This window comes from Zobellia sp. 1_MG-2023, from assembly GCF_030549125.1.
In the GTDB taxonomy this organism is placed as follows: domain Bacteria; phylum Bacteroidota; class Bacteroidia; order Flavobacteriales; family Flavobacteriaceae; genus Zobellia; species Zobellia russellii.
This window is the reverse complement of the sequence record NZ_JAUOSY010000010.1, coordinates 126,820-146,557: the sequence shown is the minus strand read 5'-3', so window position 1 is coordinate 146,557 and position 19,738 is coordinate 126,820. Positions and strand designations below refer to the sequence as shown.

Here is a 19,738-nt window from a genome sequence, read left to right as displayed (position 1 = left end):
GAAGCCGCCTTGCTTCGAGGTCCCGATCAGTTTTACTGGTCGGGACCTTTTTTTTTGTCCCGTCCCGAACGGTGGGATAACAATACTTCAGCCTAGTGTTCTCTACAAAATCGTATTTATCATAATTTGCGTTAATTTTTTTCTTTTTTATTAAAGTTATGGATGAAATAGCAAGTTTATATTAGGTGTGATTCTTACACTTTTGTATTTTTAGCTTCGTTTAGTTTTCTGCTAGAATACTAGATGAATCCATTAATCTATTTTTGATTTCAAACCATACCAATGAAAAGAACTGTACCAATCTTTATTTTAAGTGCATTGTTGTATTCCTGCACAGAAAAGGAAAAGAAGGTGGAAGTAGCAGAATCAACGCTGCAAGAACTTTCGCTTCCTTATGAATCAATAGCCCTAAATGATATGGGTAGTTTTAAGGAGACTTCCGAGAATTGGAGTACGGCCGGTAATGTATATGTAAATCAAACAAAGGATAAAGAAATAAGCCGGTCCGAAGGAACTGGTATTCTTGTAAATATTCCAACGGGAGAGAATAAAGGAAATCTTGTTACAAGTTTTGATCATGGTGATATTGAACTAGAGGTGGATGTCATGATGCCTAAGAACTCAAATTCCGGCCTCTATTTCCAAAGTAGATATGAAATTCAGCTTTTTGATAGTTGGAAAGTATCAGAATCTTCTCATGGAGATATGGGTGGAATATATCAACGTTGGGACAAAACAAAGGAAAAAGGTCAGGAGGGTTACGAAGGGTCTGCTCCTAAAATAAATGCGGCAAAAGCTCCCGGTTTGTGGCAGCATTTTAGAATTATTTTTCATGCGCCTAGATTTGATGAGTCGGGTAATAAAATTAAGAATGCCGAATTTAAAGAGGTTTGGTTAAATGGAGTATTGATTCATGAAAATATTGAGGTTTCTGGCCCAACGAGGGGAGGTATTTCAAAAGGAGAAGTGTCCAAGGCCCCATTAATGATTCAAGGCGATCATGGTCCTGTAGCTTTAAAAAACGTAAAATATAAGCTATACGATACGAGCAAACTTTCTTTTGCAAATATAAAAATGAAAGAATTTAAGTTTGAAGGTAAAATGCTTCCTAACTGCGATACCCTGGTTCCTATTCGCGAAGTTAGTACGGATTCCATCTCTGCATCTATGGCAGAAGGAAATAAAGTTACCCGAATACTGGATTATCAAGGTAAATTAAAAGTTCCAAATACTGGTGATTACTTGTTTGACTTTAGGTTGAACCAAGCAGGTGGTCTACTTATAATTGATAATGATACAGTGATAAATCGAGATGGGAATTTTATTGTAGATTCTTTGGGTCTTGCTAAAGTATCACTAACCAAAGGAGATGTGCCGTTTCGATTAATTTATAATAAACACAATCCATGGACCATTGGTTTTAGTCTATATGCTGAAGGGCCTGGTATAGAAAAGCAAGCACTTCATAGTCCTAGTTCTATTGATGAAAGAAAAAGTGTGGACAGTAGAAAAATTATGGTTGAACCCACTGACATTGCTGTGACTCAGCGAAGTTTCTTAATGCATGGAAACGATAAGCGAACCCATTGCATCTCTGTAGGTACACCACAGAAAATAAATTATGCATATGATTTGGCATCAGGGTGTTTGTTGGAAGTTTGGAGCGGCGACTTTTTAGATGCCACGCAGATGTGGCATGCTAGAGGAATTAGACAATTAGGGGAGCCAGTTGGTTTTGCATTGTCTTTTCATGGTGCTCCTGAGTTTGCAGTTTTAGCCTCGGATGATGCTGATTGGCCAAATAAAATCTCTGAAGAAGGTTTGCAGTTTTCCCAAGGTTACGAGATAGATAAAAGTGGAATCCCTACTTTTTTGAGGAAAATGGAATCCAAAGTAATCATGGATAAAATGGTTCCATCTACAAATGAACGAAAATTAAACCGAACTATATTAACTAGCGGCGAAGGTGAAATTTGGCATAAAGTTGCATCTGGAGAAGCTATAGAGAAGCTTTCGGATGGTTCATATATCGTGAACGACGAAAGTTATTTTGTGAATTTTTCAGACGACAGTCTAGTTCCTACAATTCGTGAAGCGAATGGGGTTGATGAACTATTGGTGAAAATTCCAACAGGAGAGCAAAAGGTTGAGTATAGTATCATTTGGTAAAAAACAGAGCATGCAGACTTTATATAAAACAATATTTTTTTTAGTACTATTTGGTGGCTATCAATTTGGAGTGGCTCAATCGGCCATGGCCAAAAAAGAAGCTCAATTCTATGACATTGTTGATGTGCCCATTCCTGATGATGTTATTTTGGAAGTTGGTGGTTTAGCCCTTACAGACGATGATAAATTGGGTGTTTCAACCAGAAGAGGGGAAGTTTGGGTTATAGATAACCCGTATAGTAAATCGCCTTCCTATACAAGATTTGCGAACGGGATGCATGAAGCTTTAGGTCTAAATTATAAAGACAAAAGTTTTTATCTCGCACAAAGAGGTGAGCTTACCAAGCTAACAGATAAGGACAATAATGGCGTTGCAGACGTGTACAAGACTATTTATTCCTGGCCGCTTTCGGGTAATTATCACGATTATTCGTACGGTCCAAAATTTACGGAGAATGGTGATATGTTGGTCACGCTGAATTTATCTTGGATAGGTCATGGAGCTAGTTTGGTAAAATGGCGAGGATGGATGTTGAGAATAACACCGGAAGGACAAATGACTCCGATTGCAACTGGTTTGCGTTCCCCATCAGGATTTGTTATTAATGGTGCTGGAGATGTTTTCTATTCGGAAAACCAAGGAGACTGGGTAGGCTCAGGAAGAATAACCCACTTAGAGAAAGGAACCTTTGCCGGTAATCCTGAGGGGTTGGTTTGGACAGATGACCCTCAATCCCCATTAAAACTTAAAAAAGAAGATATTGAGGAACAATCTGGATTAAGTCTTTATGAGTATTCAAAAAAAGTTCCGGAATTAAGAGCGCCTGCTATTTGGCTGCCACATACTATATTGGGTATTTCTACTTCGGATATGATTTATGATACCACTAAGGGCAAGTTTGGCCCATTTGAAGGACAAATGTTTGTGGGTGATCAAGGGCATAGCAAAATTATGAGGGTTTATATGGAAAAGATAAATGGAGTCTACCAAGGTGCTGTTTTTCCCTTTGTAGAGGGGTTTTCATCCGGAATTTTAAGAATGTTATGGGGTAGTGATAACAGTATGTTCGTAGGGATGACAAGTAGAGGTTGGTCATCTACAGGAAGAAAAATGTTCGGTTTACAGAGATTGAAATGGAATGGAAAGGTTCCTTTTGAGATTAAAACCATGAAGGCCGAAGATGATGGTTTTCTTTTGGAGTTTACAAAGCCTGTAAATAAAAAAATGGTCACGGATATTTCTAATTACCAAATTACAACCTTTAACTATTTGTACCATAATACTTATGGTAGTCCTATTGTTGATCAACAAAAGGCCAAGGTAACAAGCGTCAAAGTTTCGGAAGACGGCCTTTCTGCTCGTTTAACGGTTAGTGGTATGAAATTGGGTTTTATTCATCAGTTAAAAATTCCTGACTTAAAAGCAGCTACGGGAGAAAAACTTTTACATGATACAGGCTACTATACGCTAAATGAGGTTCCTGGTGGTACCTTAAAATCGGTTCCAATTGAAACTGAATCCGGTAAAGGTGGTTTGGCGCAGCCTAAAAGAGTAAACGAGATGCCGTTAACCTGGGTTAATGGACCGGAGAAGAAAATCGTAATCAGTACCAAGCCGGGTCTTAAATATGATATAACCGAGTTAAAACTGAAAAGAAAATCCAAGGTAGAAATTACGTTCAATAATAATGATGATATGCTTCACAATCTCGTGATTACGGATAGAGGAGAAAGTTCGGTAAACGAAGTAGGCGATTTGGCGCTGCACTTGGGGCTTGATGGGGCGGACTTAAATTATGTACCCGATTCCGATTTGGTGTTGGTTCATACTGGTATCGTTCAACCAGAATCAGAAGAGACAATCTATTTTGATACTCCCAAATTTGCTGGTGAATATTGGATTGTTTGTACTTTTCCCGGACACTCGGCTTCAATGCGTATCAAACTAATCGTTGAATAATCGGCTTCAAGTTTTTACAGGATTTTCATGTAATGGCAGTAAAAAATTTCTTTTAAAAAAACATGAGGAAATAGTGCTTCATTCTAAAGTGGGGCACTATTTTGTTACAAATAGAGGCTCATGTATTTCTGTTTGTTGAATTACTTAAAACCTTCTGTAGTCTTGACCTTTAACATGCATCTCACTTTATAAAAAGATTTTCTTTATTATTTTAACCGATGCTGGTTAGCACTGGTTTCTCATGTATTTGATCACTGTTTAGTGTATCTTTAATCGATATTAGTATAGCATAAAGATTTTGTGTAGAATGAAGTTATTTACATCCCCTATTTTTCTTGGTACCCTCCTTATTTTTTTGACTAATTGTACAACTTCTTATGATGAACCACGTATCTCTTTAGAGGGTTATGAGGTGGAATCCGGTTTTGAGTTGGATGTTGTGGCTTCAGAACCCTATTTGAAAGCTCCTGTGGCTATTGATTTTGATAATCAAGGTAGAATTTGGGTGGTACAAATGCCGGGTTATATGAACGATATGCAGGGCAGTGATGAGACCAAACCGATAGGAAGTATTGATATATTGGAAGATTTGGATAATGATGGAATTGTAGATCATACCAAAACTTTTCTAGATAGTCTTGTAATGCCAAGGGCTCTGGCCCATGTATATGGGGGACTGTTATACTCAGAACCTCCTTTTCTTTATTTTACAGAGATAAAAGATGACAAGCCGGTCAATAGGGTAGTGGTAGATTCAATTTATGCAGTAGAGGGTAATCCGGAACATCAGCCAAATGGTTTAATGATGAATGTGGATAACTGGATTTATAATGCAAAATCCAATTTCCGATACAGACGTGAAAATGGGGTATGGAAAAAAGAAGCCACCACTTTTAGAGGGCAGTGGGGAATAAGTCACGATAATTTTGGAAGACTATATTTTAACGATAATTCAAGACAGTTGTTAGGGGATCATGTATTGCCCAATGTACTGGTAAGAAATAAATACTTTACGCCGGAATTTGGTGTGAATAGAATGCTGACAAAGGACCAACGTGTGTATCCTAAACACGCAACTACAGTGAACAGAGGTTATGCAAAAGGAGTCTTAAATCAGGATAGTATACTGGTAAAGGCTACTGCAGCTTGTGCTCCTTTGGTGTATAGGGGAGGTGAGTTTTCGGCGGAGTATGATGAGAACGTTTTTGTCTGTATCCCCGAAGGGAATCTCATTAAGAGAAATATTTTAACCTTCACAGGAGACTCAACTATTGCGAAACAGGCTTACGAAAACAAAGAGTTCCTAACTTCAACGGACGAAGGGTTCAGACCGGTAAACTTAAACAATGGTCCTGATGGAAGCATGTACATAACGGATATGCATAGGGGTATGATAGGCCATCATGCGTATTTGAGTCCCTATCTAAAGAAAAAAGTAGCGGTCAATAAACTGGATACCTTAATTAACTTCGGACGTATACTTAGAGTTAAGAAAATGGGGCAACCAAAGAAGACTTTACAAAACTTTGATGACTTGAAGTCTATGCAACTTGTTGCGTTGTTGAAAGACAGCAACGGTTGGGTTAGGGACCGTGCCCAACAAGTACTTGTTTACAGGCAGGATAAGAATGTTGTAGAAGAGTTGGAGGGGCTTGTTCTAGGTGAACAAAATTCAGTTTCTCAAATACACGCGCTCTATACCCTTGAAGGTCTTAGCGCACTATCTTATGACCTTCTAAAAGATGTTGCCCTAAAAGGTTCTCCGGAATTTGGAGCACATGCACTTGTACTTATTGAGCCCTTTCTAAAAGAAGCAGGCGCGGAGAAGAATATGGAGTTGGTCAAAGAACTTATAGCAAGAAATAACGTAACAATAAATCTTTATCTCAGCAGTATAATGGGTAGTTTGGTTTCGTTGGATAAAGAACAGTTTTTGCCAATTATGGAAGAATTGAGCAGTTCATATTCAAAGAAACCCATCTTTACCGAGGCTTTGGTGAGTGGGGTAAAAGGCGATGAACAAATATTAAAAGAAGCAATAGCACCTACAAATAAAATGCTTGCTGAAGCCTTAGCTACAAGTGATGAAAAGCGAAAAGAAGATAAGGTCAACCCTATTTTCGCCAGAAAATCCTTGGTAGAGGACACGAGAACAAGTGGAGCTAAAATGTTCTATGAGATTTGTGCATCTTGCCATGGAGTAAACGGGCAAGGTATTGAAGGGCTTGCACCACCGTTAATGGGCTCTGAGCATGTAGCAAACACAGAAAGACTTGGTCTTATTATTCTGCATGGGCTTGAAGGTCCTGTTACGGTTAAGGGAAAAAGGTATGATTTAAACCTAGCTATGCCAGGCCTTATTCGTAATGAAGATATTTCAAATAAAGATATTGCCGATATTATCTCCTATGTAACCAACGCATTTTCTGATGTGCCAAGTAGGTTAAAACTGGAAACAATAGAAGAGTTACGCAACACAAAACCTAAAAGCGGGGCGGAGTATACGGAACAAGAATTATTGGACTATTCTAAAAAATAGTACTTTGCTTAGTTGATAGCTTCTGTTGTGGAGCCCTGTGGGGCTTCAAAAACAGATTCGTCAGTTATTTTATCCAAAAAGCGAATGTTGCTAAAAAGGCGTACATGGTTTGTGCTTTCTCCAAGTTTTCCGTCCTTCCACGCAAAATTTTCCATTTTTGTTGGCATCATTAACCCTTGCACCTCTATATAGTCTGAATATACTTTTGCCGAATTTATTGATGCGTTCTGTTTATCAAAATAGGAAACCGAATAAGTAAGTATCTCCAACCGAAAAGTCTTAGGGTTTAAGTAGAGATAATATACGTCCTCCGGGGTAAGCCCAACTTCTGAGCCAAAAGTGATTTTTAAAGTTTCGTAGGTTTTTCCGTTAATAACGGATTCTCCCTCTTCGGAAGCGATTACGCCCGGGTCTTTCAGTAAGAAAGGCACTCCAATAAAGTAAAAGTCTAAATTATAGTAAAACACTGCAGATTTGCCCGGTACTTTAGAAGCATCGGGCTTAGCCCATGCCACTTTACCATCAAAGCCTACCTCGTAATCCTTAGATTTTAGGTAGGCTCTGCGGTCCTTAATATTCGTAAGTTGGTAAACCGTTTTTCCCTTTTCGGTTAGGTTGTACGAAAGTCCGGTGAATGACCTCCAAGCATTGATACCGCCGTGTGCGTTGATGCATTTATCTAATAGGCTTAAATCTTCAGTTGTTACGGATGTTTCGGAAACACCTGGAACTTTACTTTTAGGTTTTTTTTCGGTCTCTTTGCAGGAGATTAATAAACAAAAAAGCGCTACTGTAATGGTGGTATGAATTGTTTTCAATTTGCTGTTTTAAGCAAAATTAGTCCAACCTTATCTATTTTCCTATTGGAGAGTCATCACATTTTAAATCGCCCACTACATATTGCAGTCCGTCCAAGAAAAATTGTAATAACTCTGGGTGGTCCAAGCTTTGCGCATTGTGAGATGGCGAGCTATAAAAAACACGGCCTTTTCCATGTCTTTTTATCCACGAAACATAATTGACTTTTTCATCAACCTCTTTTTTCATTCCCTCCAATTTATCTATTTCAATATATAGCAGTGGTCTAAAGTTGTAATCAAAGTAAGCATTATTAAAAAAATATGGTTCATCTACATGTGTGAGTCCGTTTCCGTTAAATGCTTGCACTAAAGGATGTTTTAGATCTACTTCCTTAACGTGCATTTCTTGCTGTTTAGGATGGTAGTCAAAGCTTCCGCCTGTCATTTCACTGAACTTTTTGGAATTGTTCTGAACGGTAATAGCCCCGTGCAATATCATAAGACCACCGCCTTTGGCCACATAGTCTAACAAATTGGTCTCATATTGCTCGGCTAAAACTGCTATTTCATTATCGGAAAGGTTGGAGTTTTTTTGTAACAAATCCCAAAATAAATCCCTTTTAGGTCCGGAAGGATTACAATTGTTAAATACGACAGCGTCATATTTTTTTAGGTTCTTTTTGTCAAAACTTTCAATGTCATATGCTATATGAACCTCGAATGCACCGGATTTTGCACCAAGTATTTTTAACATTTCTGCATTATGGGGAATGGTCCAGTGATCAAATCCTGTTGCTTTTGAAAAAACTAAAATTTTCTTTTTGGAAACTTTTTTCACTGTAGGTTCGGACGGAGCCAGTTTTTCTATCTTGGCCAGCCATTCTTCGGTAATTTTAAAATCTTCAATTTGTTGGGAAAAAATTAGTCCCGTAACAAGTAAAAATAGTGCGGTAATACTCTTTTTCATGGGTGGTAGTTGTCTTTAAATTTTAGTAGATTCTCGTTTTATTAATTTGTGTTTGATAAGTATTTGATCCGCGGATTGAATGTTAATGGAGCCGCTTAAGTGGCTTATAATACTCTCTCCTGCAAGAATTCCCATTTTGTATCCAGGATATTCTATGGTACTTAAGTTGGGTGATATTACTTCTGAAACAGGGTCATTGTTAAACCCAACAACCTTTATTTCTTCAGGAATGCTGTAGCCCTCTTTTTTTAATTCCTTTATGCAGTGCACGGCAAAGGTGTCGTTAGAAACGAAAATACCATCTACCTTGTGTTCGGAATTTTTTATTCTAGAAATAATGTCCTTTACGTTTTCTATGTTTAAATCGCTTTCGTACAGGTTTTCTTTTCTAAACGGAATGTTATTTGAGTAAAGAGCTCTTTGGTAGCCGTCAAACCTATTGGCATATACGTTACGTTTAAGGTTACCACTTATATGAACAATATTCTTACAGCCCTGCTCAATTAAATGTTGTGTTGCGTCAAATCCTGCGGCATGGTTGTCTATGGAAATAGTAGGGCAATTTGGCAAATCACACACCCTATCAAAAAATAAGAGCGGAATTTTCCGATCTGTATAAGTGGTAAAGTGATCAAAATTTTCCGTTTCGTAAGCAAGGGATACTAGCAAGGCATCTACGCCACTGTCAAAAAGGGTCTTTGCATTGAGTTTCTCCTTTTCTTCGGACTCTAAAGATTGACTAATAATTAGATTGTAACCAATATCATTGGCTATTTTCTCAATACCGGATAAAACGGTAGACATGAAATTGGAGTTCAGTTTAGGTACGATTACCCCAATAGTATTGGATTTTTGTTTGCTAAGGTTGGCTGCGAATTTATTGGTCCTATAGCCAGTTTCTTTGGCAACCATTAATACCTTGTCCTTGGTTTTCTGGCTAATGGCCGGATGGTCGTTTAAACTTCTGCTGACTGTGGCCGGAGAAATATTTAGTTTCTGTGCCAGGTCGTATATCGTTACTTTTTTTGCCATTTTGGTTAGTGCAATGTTACTGCAACAATATTACGCAACAAATTGAAATATACAAGGGTATTTCCGTAATAATTGTTTTAAAGAGGTTATTTTTAGGTGAATTCAAAGTTTTTTAATGTTATTATTGAGTAATTATCAAGTTTTATGTAATTAATCTACGCAATCGGTTGCGTAGTTCATAAATTTTTATAGTTTTGTTTTTTGTCAATTAGACCTAAATAATCAAACCCAATTTTAACTCACTCTTTATGAAACAATTATTAAGTGATTTTAAGCTCTTTAGACGAACAATATGTCTCGTTGGGCTCGTATGGATTTTTTCGTTTTCGGCTTATGCTCAAGATGGATTTACTGTTACAGGAACTGTGACAGATGAATATGACGCTCCACTTCCCGGTGCTACTGTGGTAGAGAAGGGAACAACTAATGGCGTGTCTACAGATTTTGATGGAAACTATTCCATTTCCGTGGCTAATCAAAACTCAGTAATCGTAATTAGCTATATAGGTTATGCGGCTCAAGAAATTCCCGTGGCCGGTAATTCGGAGATAAATACAACTATGGAACCTAGTGCATCCACACTGGATGAAGTTATTCTTGTAGGATACGGGTCGGTAAAGAAAAAAGATTTAACGGGTGCTATTTCTCAAGTAGAGGCAGACGATTTGGCCGATCAGTCAACCAATTCTGTTACCGATGTTTTGCGGGGTAATGTAGCTGGTTTGAGTATAGGATTGTCCTCTGGTCCAAAAGGAGTAAGCAATATAAGGATTAGGGGAAACAACGGATTGTCTGCAGGTTCTAATCCATTAATTGTAGTGGATGGTATTATCTATAATGGTGATTTGTCAGATATAGCTCCTTCTGATATTGATCGTTTGGATGTTATGAAGGATGCAAGTTCTGCAGCTGTATACGGAGCTAGAGGTTCAAGTGGGGTCATTTTAATTACAACCAAAAGAGGTACGACGGATAAGCCTACTATAAATATAAATTCTAGCGTTGGTGTTGCAACGGATGCCTATAAAGAAAGACCATACGGGCCCGAAGGATACGCAAACTGGCGAACAGATGTTTTTAAGAGTATTAACCCTCAATTAACAATAGACAATCCTGGCCGTTATGATAATCCTAATAATTTGCCAGAGGGAGTAACTCAAGAAGAATGGTTGGCCTACGATGGCTCCGCAGGAGATCCAACCAGAGCATGGTTAAACCGTATAGGGTTTCAAGATGTGGAAATTAATAATTATTTAGAGGGTAAAACTATTGATTGGTACGATAGAATTATTAGGACTGGAATAAGAAATGATATTAATACTAGTATTTCCGGTCTAAATAATGGACTTAATTATTATTGGTCTATTGGTCGTACTTCTAACGAGGGTATTTACGAAGGTGAAAAGTTTCAAACATTAAGATCACGTCTAAACCTTGATGCAGATATTAATGATTGGCTTACCGTTGGTATGAACACGCAGTTTGCTAAAAGAGATGAAGGCTTTATTTCTGCGGATAGATTGCAGATAGAAAGGTCATCACCTTATGGATCGGAGTTTGATGATAATGGTAATCCTAGGTTAAGTCCTCAGGACGATAGTGGGGCAGGTGCAACCAATGCATTTTTAAATCAACAGTTTACGGATTTAATAGACTTGGAACACACTTTTAATTCCAGGGTATATGCTAAAGTGAAACTGCCTTTGGGGTTCACTTATGAACTGGGATATACCAATAGATTGGAATTTAGGGAATTTTATAGGCATTTACAGTCTGCCAGCCCTCAAAATGTAGTAGGTGAGAGTTCTAGGGTAAATCGAAGAATTTCGGAATGGCAATTAGATAACATTTTAAGATGGAACAAAGATATAAACAAGCATCAGTTTGATTTGACTTTCTTGGTGTACGCAGAAAGGTTCAGGTCATATCAAACTACCGCCAACGCAACAACTTTTGAGCCTAATGATGCCCTTGGATTCAGTAGCTTGGAGTTGGGGACGGTTCCTACGGTAAGTAGTGAAGATGTAACCAGTACCGGTGATGCTTTTATGAGCAGGTTCAATTATAATTATGATTCAAGATATCTTCTTACTTTGACCATGAGAAGAGATGGGTACTCGGCTTTTGGTACAGGGAACAAGAGAGGTTATTTTCCGTCAGTTGCTGCGGGATGGACTATTTCTAATGAGAGTTTTTTTAATTCGGAGTTTGTAAATTTTTTAAAGTTAAGGGCTACTTACGGTGAAAACGGAAATAGGGAGATAGGTCGTTTTGTTTCCTTGTCTCAATTAAGAGCTGGTAAATACCTTAATGCAAATGATAATGGAGAAGTTTTTACAGTTCCTACATTTAACAATTTCACTCAAGAAAGCCCTGATTTAAAATGGGAAACAACAAAGGCTTTTAACCTGGGGTTGGATTATAGTTTGGCGGATGGCATTGTGGAAGGGTCAATAGAGGCTTATAGAAATATAACAACGGACTTGCTAGTTGAAAGAAGGCTTCCGGATATTATTGGTTTCCCTTTTGTTTTTACCAATTTGGGAGAAGTCGAAAATAAAGGGGTTGAATTTACTTTATCAACACTCAATTATGATAAGGAAAATTTTAACTGGACAACGAATTTTAATTTTTCATTAAACAGAAGTAAAATAAACAAACTCTACGGAGACCTGGATGAGAATGGCAATGAGCTGGACGATATTTCAAATAGATGGTTCATAGGAGAAGCTTCTGATGTAATCTGGGACTATGAGGTTCTGGGCGTGTTTCAAGAAAATGAAGCTGAAGCTGCAGCCGAAGTTGGTCTTTCTCCTGGGGATTTTAAACTTAACGACGTTAACAATGATGGGTTGTTTACGGATGAGGATAAAAAATTCATAGGACATCGCACACCACGTTTTCAGGCCGCTATATCCAATCGTTTTACCTTCTTTAAAAATATAGACTTTTCCTTTGAGATGTATTCCAATTGGGGACAGAAACGTTTGTTTAACGAAGCCAAGAATAGAAATGGGTTTATTGATAGAACCAATTCTATTCAAACACCATATTGGACACCGGAGAACCCTACCAATGACTATGCAAGATTGTTTTCTAGTGATGGTAGTGCCAGTTTTGGTATATGGAGAGATGCATCGTTCGTACGTTTGAATAATGTTACTATAGCTTATCGTTTTCCTAGTGAAAAAACGCAAAAGTTCGGAATTCAGAAGTTACGTGTTTATGCTAATGGAAGAAATCTTGCGGTCTGGGCTCCACATTGGGATTTTTATGACCCAGAACCTACTGATATAGAAGGTAGAAACTCAAACGGAAGTAACAACCCTACTTTGCCAACCCCAAGGTTTTTTACCGTTGGGTTAGATATAAGCCTTTAATATTCTAAAAAACAAGACAATGAACAAACAATTATATATATATCGAAAAGTGCTACTAGGCTTGACTAGTATTTTTGCTTTGACCTTTACTTCTTGTGAGGAAGAATTTCTTGATGCGGAACCTCAGTCCTTTTTTACTCCGGGTAATGCTCTTAATACTCCAGATGGATTAAGTAGCTTAAATAACAATGCTTTGGCAAGACTTACTTCGGAATTTTATGGGGATGGGGCGCCTATAATTACTGAAAATGTGTTTTCGGAAGTAGCCGTAGAAGGAACTACGGATAAATCAGGCCCAGCTCAAGATCTAAATCTTTTAATATTGCCGGATGCTAATTTAAATAGCGCAAATACCAATAGAATCGGGTGGTACTGGAACCTTTTTTATGAAGGTATAAAATTTACCAATACAGTGGTGGGAAGGATTGACGATGCTGAATTTGAAAGTAATGAACAACGAGACGAGATATTGGGCAAGGCCTATTTTATAAGAGGATACTTTTATTATAGGCTTACACAGCAATTTGGAGATATTCCATTTGTTCTAGAGGAGGTAAGAGAACCAAAGTTAGATTTTGTAAGTACAAGTAGAGTAACAATTCTTGAAAAAATACAACAGGATTTAAATGCTGCTGTATCCATGGTTCCGGAAGTCTCAAATAAGGGAGATGTGAGTAGGGGTGCCGTTTTGCATTTGCTAACAAAGGTAAATCTGGCCTTAGCAGATTTTGATGCGGCTATTGCTTCCTCATCACAATTAATAGATGGTGGGCAATATAAATTGATGACTGATAGGTTTGGTGCAACTGCTGGCGATGCAACCAAAGATGTAACTTGGGATTTGCATAGGCCCCAAAATAAAAGTATTCCAGGAAATACAGAAGGGATTTTAATGTCAATAAGTCGCTTAGAGTTTGAGGATAATGGTTCTCGTGCGCCAACAAGTATTCAGCGGCAAGCCGTACCCTTATGGTGGAGATTTATTAATACACCGGATGGTCAGAATGGAATGTCAGATGCACCCGATGCAGAGATTAATCAAGTTTTCCAATATGGTAGGGGTATTGGTAGAAACAGGGGTACTGCCTACAGCACGGAACAAATCTGGAAAGATGCTAACAATGACCAAAGGTTTAAAGATGGTAACTGGGTTCAAATGGAAGATTTGGTGTATAATGCGCCAAGTTTAAAAGAGGCAGGAAATTCGTTTTACGGTAAAAATTTGGAACTATATCTTCCAGATGGGACAGCATTATGTTCTGATACTATTCGTAATTGGTTCGATTTTCCACATTATAAATTTTCAATTCCTGATCCCTTAAATGTAAAGCCTGCAGGAGGACATTCAGACTGGTATGTTTTCCGTATTGCCGAAACTCATTTGTTACGTGCCGAAGCTTATTTTTGGAAAGGGAATTTGGCTATGGCGGCAGAAGATATAAATGCCGTAAGGAGAAGGGCTGAAGCTGATGATATTATTGCTTCTGATGTAAATATAGATGTTATACTTGATGAGCGTGCTCGTGAATTGTATTATGAGGAACCTCGTAAAACAGAACTAGCAAGGATAGCATTCATTTTTGCAATGACAGGAAAAACGGCATACAATGGAGAAACTTATAGTATGGATAATTTTTCTCAAAAAAACTTTTGGTATGACCGGATTATGGAAGTAACAGATTTTTATAATAAAGGAGTTAAAACCATTCATGGTGATGAATACACCATGAGCCCTTACCATGTTTTATGGCCCATACCGGCGTCCGCAATTAACGCCAATACCCAAGGGCGAATTAATCAAAATGAAGGGTATCCTGGAGCCGAGCTTAACATTGCTCCTTTAACTAATATTCCTGAATCAGATAATGATAATTAGTGTTGAGTTAGTTTTTGTTTAAATTCCGTCATCTAAATACTGTTTATGCATAAAATTGTTCTTTTTATTCTTATTACGGCCGTTTGGTCTTGTAATACTAAAAATTCAATCCGCTTTGCGGTAAAAAAAGGTGACGGAGTTTTTTTGGCCCAACCTGTACATTTTGATTTAAAAAATGCTGAGGCCAATCAAATTGATTTTAAAGAAGCTATGATCCTTTTTCAAGAAACTGGAAAGGAAGATATTGAGGTTTCGTTTCAATTGGATGAAAGCAACGGTGGAATCTGGTTTGTTCCGGTTATAGATAAAGGTGAAGATGAGACTTTGAATTTTCGTTTGGAAAATGGGGTATCAACATCAAAATCCGGGACCGGTGTTTCTAATCAAAAACAAAACGGGAATTTGCAGTTAAGGCTTCAGGACAAACCAGTTGTTTCGTATCGGTATGAGATGACGTATCCACCGGTAGGTGCAGATTCTATTTTTAGAAAATCGGGATATATTCACCCTATTATCACTCCAAAAGGAGATACGCTTACGCGTATTCAGCCAGATGACCATTATCATCATTATGGCTTTTGGGGGCCATGGACACATACGCAAGTAGATGGTGAGCGGGTAGATTTTTGGAACTTGGGCGAAGGTATGGGTACGGTTCTTTTTAAGGAATTTAAAAAAGAGGAGTCGGGTAATGTTTTTACTTCATTTACCGCGGTCCAAGAACATATAGACCTGAAGACCAAAGAGGATCCCCAAGTGGCCCTAAATGAAAATCTTAAGGTGCGTTTATGGAATTTGAACAGACCGGATCGCTATATGTTCGATTATAAAAGTGAGTTCAGTTCGCCTTTGGAAAATGGCATTTTGTTTGAAGCGTATCGCTACGGTGGTGGATTGGGACTTAGGTTTAACGAACGTTGGAAGGCTGATAATTGTTCGGTTTTGACTTCTGAAGGCAATGATCGTTTAACTGCAGACGGTACAAACGCCAAATGGTGTATTGTATCAGGAGAAGCGTCTGACGGAAAAGGTACCAACGGCATTTTATTTATGAGTCACCCAAAGAATAGAAATCATCCGGAGCCCATGAGAATATGGCCTATAGATGCCAATGGAGGCAGGGGCGATATGTTTTTTGAGTTTTGTCCTATTCGTCATGAGGAATGGAAAATAGAACCGAACAAAAATTATGAATTAAATTACCGTATGGTTGTGTTTGATGGTACTTTAAATGCTGAGGAAGCAGAAGCGTACTGGCAATCGTTCGCAAGTGAAAATCAAATAGAATTAATCAATAAATAAAATACGTATTACCAACATGGAGAGAAGAAAATTTATAAACAGAACTGCTTTAAGTACTGCCGCTTTGGTGGGTTTTCCAAGTATTGTACCGGCCCATGTTTTGGGTAAAAATGCGCCCAGTAATAAAATAAACATAGGTCAAATCGGTTGCGGACGTATCGCCAGAAGTCATGATATTCACGATACTATACGTTTTGATCAGGCCAATTATTTGGCCGTATGCGATCTTGATTCTAAACGCGCTGGAGATGCCAAACTTCTAGTAGACGGGTTTTACCAGAAGAAAACGGGTAAGGCTAAATATGACCGAACTAAGGTATACGAAGATTATCGCGAAATGCTTTTGAACAAGGATATTGATGCCGTAGTAATCAGTACGCCCGATCATTGGCATTCACAGCCTGCTATGGAAGCTGCTTTAGCAGGGAAGGACATCTATCTTCAAAAACCTACTTCCTTAACGGTAAGGGAGGGTCAGCAATTGCGCGAAGTTATTCAGAAAACGGGTGCTATTTTGCAAGTTGGAACACAACAACGTGCCATGCCACAATTTAGGGTTGCAGCAGAATTGGTGAGAAATGGACGTATTGGTAAAATCCATACGGTAAAAATTGGTTTGCCCGGTGATCCTGCCGGTCCTGAGGCTCCAGCAATGCCCGTACCTTCAAACTTGAATTTTGATATGTGGTTGGGCTCTACGCCAGAAGTCCCGTATACTGAAATAGGCGTACACCCGCAAGCTGATTATAGTAGACCGGGCTGGTTGCGTTCTCGAAATTATGGAGCGGGAATGATTACCGGTTGGGGTCAGCACCATTACGATTCAGCGGCATGGGGAATGAATACAGAGTTAAGTGGACCGGTTTCTGTAGAAGCCCTAGCCGAGTTTCCAAAATCCGGATTGTGGAACGTTCATGGCGATTTCTTCGTTAAGCATGAATATGACAATGGCATTACTGTATATACCAGTGGAGGGTATACCAACGGAATTCGTTATGAAGGTACGGACGGATGGATTTTCGTTTCCCGTGGTTCTTATCAAGCTTCGGCCACGGACCCTGTGGATAAGGAAAAGAGTAGTAGAGCATTAAATGCTTCGGACCCTAAAATTTTAGAATCGGTTATTGGGGTAAACGAAATTCACCTAGAAAAAATTGATGATCAACATGGGAACTGGTTAGATTGTATCAAAACTAGAAAAGCACCTATTTCACCTATTGAAAAAGGGCACAAGGCTTGTGCTATTTGTTTGATTAGTGATATTGCCATGCAGTTTGATAGAAAACTGGAATGGGACTATGATAAAGAAGTGTTTATTAATGATGACGAGGCCAACGCTATGTTACGCCGTGAGCAAAGAAAGCCTTACGGAACGGATACGGTAAAGTATTAAATTAAGAAAAGCCCGCTCAATGTGAGCGGGCTTTTTAAGCAACTTCCAAAACATTTATTATATAGATAGAAGAACCTTTTGCCGATATTTGGTAAAAGGCTAAGACCAACAACCTATACATGAAAAATAAGATTACATTTTTAGTTTTGCTGCTCTGCATTGCTTGTGGTGAGAAAAAAACAGATGATAAAATGGTCAAAGAGGAGTCTCCTGATAAAGTAAAAATGATGACGCTGGATCCAGGGCACTTTCATGCGGCATTGGTTCAGAAAAAAATGTATCCCCAAGTAGACTCCACTATTTATCTTTTTGCCCCGAAAGGTCCGGAAGTACAGGATTTTTTGAACAAAATAAACTCGTATAATTCTAGGGAAGAGGCTCCTACGGCCTGGAAGGTAGAAAAATATTTAGGCGATGATTATTTAGAAAAAATGATTGCCGATAAACCCGGTAACGTTATGATCGTAGCGGGTAAGAACAGTAAAAAAATAGATTATGTTCTTGAGGCGGTAAAGGCTGGATTGAACGTTTATGCAGACAAGCCTTTGGTTATAAATCCGGAGGGGTTTAAAAAATTACAACTGGCTTTTAATATTGCGGAAAAGAACGGGGTATTGATTTATGATATTATGACCGAACGTTTTGAGTCTACAACCTTAATGCAAAAAACCTTTTCAACGTTGCCCGATGTTTTTGGGGAATTAGTGAACGGTACGCCAGATGAACCTGCAATTAGTAAAGAGAGTGTGCATCACTTTTTTAAATATGTTTCCGGTCAACCGTTAGTGCGTCCGGCCTGGTTTTTTGATGTAAACGAAGAAGGCGAAGGTATAGTAGATGTAACCACTCACTTGGTAGATTTGGTGCAATGGGAGGCTTTTCCCGATCAAGTAATAGATACCAATAATATAGAAATGGTAAAGGCCAAACGTTGGCCTACTGTACTTACAACAGACGAATTTCAGAAGGTTACCCGTCTAGAGGGATATCCAGATTATTTGGAAAAGGATATAAAAGACGATAAGCTACATGTTTTCTGTAATGGCGAAATGGTCTATAAAATAAATGGAAAGCACGCCAAGGTATCCGTAATATGGAATTATGAAGCGCCTGAAGGCACAGGCGATACTCATTATAGTATCATGCGAGGTACCAAAAGTAATCTTGTTATCAAACAAGGAAAAGAAGAGGAGTATAAACCTGTCCTGTACATTGTGCCACATCAAAAAGATGGATTTGAAGAGGTGTTGAACAAAGCTATTTCCGATAATATAGCAAAGCAGTTTAAAGGTACCACAATGGGGAAAATGCAAGATGGGAGCTATAAAATTAATATTCCTGACACCTTTAAAATTGGACATGAGGCTCATTTTGGCCAGGTAACCGAAAATTATTTGAAGTATTTGAAGGCCGGGAAACTGCCTGAATGGGAAGTGCCCAATATGATCAGTAAATACTACACGACTACCAAAGCCTATGAAATGGCCAAGAAAAACTAGATATGAACGACCTTTTTGATTTAAAGAACAAAACCATTGCCTTATCTGGAGGAACCGGAGTTTTAGGAGGTTCCATTGCTGAGTACTTGGTTAAGAATGGTGCTGGTGTAATACTTCTGGGTAGATCGGCAGATAAACTGGATAGTAAAAGAAATGCACTAAATCGTATTTCCCGTAATAGCGCTATTTCTTATGTAGTAGATGTAATGGAAGAAGAGGAATTGATTGCTCTAAGGGAGAAAATTAAGGAATCCCATGGTGCAATTGATGGTCTGATTAATTTGGCCGGGGGTAATCTGCCGGGAGCAACACTTCGCCCTGATCAAACCGTTTTTGATATTTCTCTGAAAGATACCAAAGAAGTGGTAAATCTTAACCTTTTTGGTAGTGTACTCCCCACAATTGTAATGAGCCAATTAATGGCTGAGCAGGGCAGTGGTTCTATAATCAATATTTCATCTATGGCATCAAAGCAGTCTATAACTAGGGTGTTGGGCTATTCCATGGCCAAAGCGGGTATTGATATATTTACCAAATGGATGGCCGAAGAACTGGCGACAAAATTCAGTGATAAAATTCGCGTAAATGCTATAGCTCCGGGATTTTTTATAGGGAATCAGAACAGAAAAATTTTGATTAACGAGGATGGTTCCTATACGGATCGCAGCAAAAAAATATTGGCAAAAACTCCAATGAACCGTTTTGGCGATGCCTCTGAGCTCAATGGAATGGTGCATTACCTTTTAAGCGAAGCATCTTCGTTCGTAACCGGAACCGTTTACGATGTAGATGGTGGTTTTAATTCTTTTACGGGAGTCTAG

12 protein-coding genes are annotated in these 19,738 nt (G+C 38.5%); 9 read left to right on the top strand and 3 right to left on the bottom strand.

Annotation, left to right across the window (positions count from 1 at the left end; translation table 11 throughout):
- The first annotated feature begins 282 nt into the window (after positions 1–282).
- From Q4597_RS17460 to Q4597_RS17450, 3 genes are all read left to right on the top strand, one after another.
- Positions 283–2,169: a family 16 glycoside hydrolase gene (locus Q4597_RS17460; protein ID WP_303407391.1), complete on the top strand. Its 1,887-nt coding sequence runs from the start codon at positions 283–285 to the stop codon at positions 2,167–2,169.
- Between the two features lie 10 nt (positions 2,170–2,179).
- The gene (locus Q4597_RS17455) at positions 2,180–4,129 is read left to right on the top strand and encodes a sulfocyanin-like copper-binding protein (protein WP_303407390.1); all 1,950 of its coding nucleotides are present in this window, start codon (positions 2,180–2,182) and stop codon (positions 4,127–4,129) included.
- Positions 4,130–4,436: 307 nt separating this feature from the next.
- Entirely contained in the window at positions 4,437–6,668 is a 2,232-nt protein-coding gene (locus tag Q4597_RS17450) for a c-type cytochrome (RefSeq protein WP_303407389.1), read from the top strand.
- Between the two features lie 8 nt (positions 6,669–6,676).
- Here the strand turns inward: Q4597_RS17450 and Q4597_RS17445 are convergent, their stop codons facing one another.
- The 3 genes from Q4597_RS17445 to Q4597_RS17435 are packed head-to-tail and all read right to left on the bottom strand — an operon-like array spanning position 6,677 to position 9,467.
- Complete coding sequence (locus Q4597_RS17445; RefSeq protein WP_303407388.1) at positions 6,677–7,486, bottom strand: DUF6503 family protein; 810 nt, start codon at positions 7,484–7,486, stop codon at positions 6,677–6,679.
- A 34-nt stretch (positions 7,487–7,520) separates the two neighbouring features.
- Positions 7,521–8,435 (bottom strand): ThuA domain-containing protein, encoded by a 915-nt coding sequence (locus tag Q4597_RS17440; protein WP_303407387.1) that lies wholly within the window; start codon positions 8,433–8,435, stop codon positions 7,521–7,523.
- A gap of 15 nt (positions 8,436–8,450) precedes the next feature.
- Entirely contained in the window at positions 8,451–9,467 is a 1,017-nt protein-coding gene (locus tag Q4597_RS17435) for a LacI family DNA-binding transcriptional regulator (protein ID WP_303407386.1), read from the bottom strand.
- Positions 9,468–9,715: 248 nt separating this feature from the next.
- Here Q4597_RS17435 and Q4597_RS17430 point away from each other — a divergent pair, with 248 nt between their 5' ends.
- From Q4597_RS17430 to Q4597_RS17405, 6 genes are all read left to right on the top strand, one after another.
- Positions 9,716–12,847, top strand: coding sequence for a SusC/RagA family TonB-linked outer membrane protein (locus Q4597_RS17430; protein ID WP_303407385.1), 3,132 nt, complete (start codon positions 9,716–9,718; stop codon positions 12,845–12,847).
- Between the two features lie 19 nt (positions 12,848–12,866).
- Positions 12,867–14,723 carry a RagB/SusD family nutrient uptake outer membrane protein gene (locus Q4597_RS17425; RefSeq protein WP_303407384.1) on the top strand — a complete coding sequence of 619 codons (1,857 nt, stop codon included), beginning with the start codon at positions 12,867–12,869 and terminating at the stop codon, positions 14,721–14,723.
- A 45-nt stretch (positions 14,724–14,768) separates the two neighbouring features.
- Complete coding sequence (locus Q4597_RS17420; RefSeq protein WP_303407383.1) at positions 14,769–16,025, top strand: PmoA family protein; 1,257 nt, start codon at positions 14,769–14,771, stop codon at positions 16,023–16,025.
- A 16-nt stretch (positions 16,026–16,041) separates the two neighbouring features.
- Entirely contained in the window at positions 16,042–17,418 is a 1,377-nt protein-coding gene (locus tag Q4597_RS17415) for a Gfo/Idh/MocA family protein (protein WP_303407382.1), read from the top strand.
- Between the two features lie 119 nt (positions 17,419–17,537).
- Positions 17,538–18,917: a putative oxidoreductase C-terminal domain-containing protein gene (locus tag Q4597_RS17410; protein ID WP_303407381.1), complete on the top strand. Its 1,380-nt coding sequence runs from the start codon at positions 17,538–17,540 to the stop codon at positions 18,915–18,917.
- Between the two features lie 2 nt (positions 18,918–18,919).
- Positions 18,920–19,738 (top strand): SDR family oxidoreductase, encoded by an 819-nt coding sequence (locus tag Q4597_RS17405; protein WP_303407380.1) that lies wholly within the window; start codon positions 18,920–18,922, stop codon positions 19,736–19,738.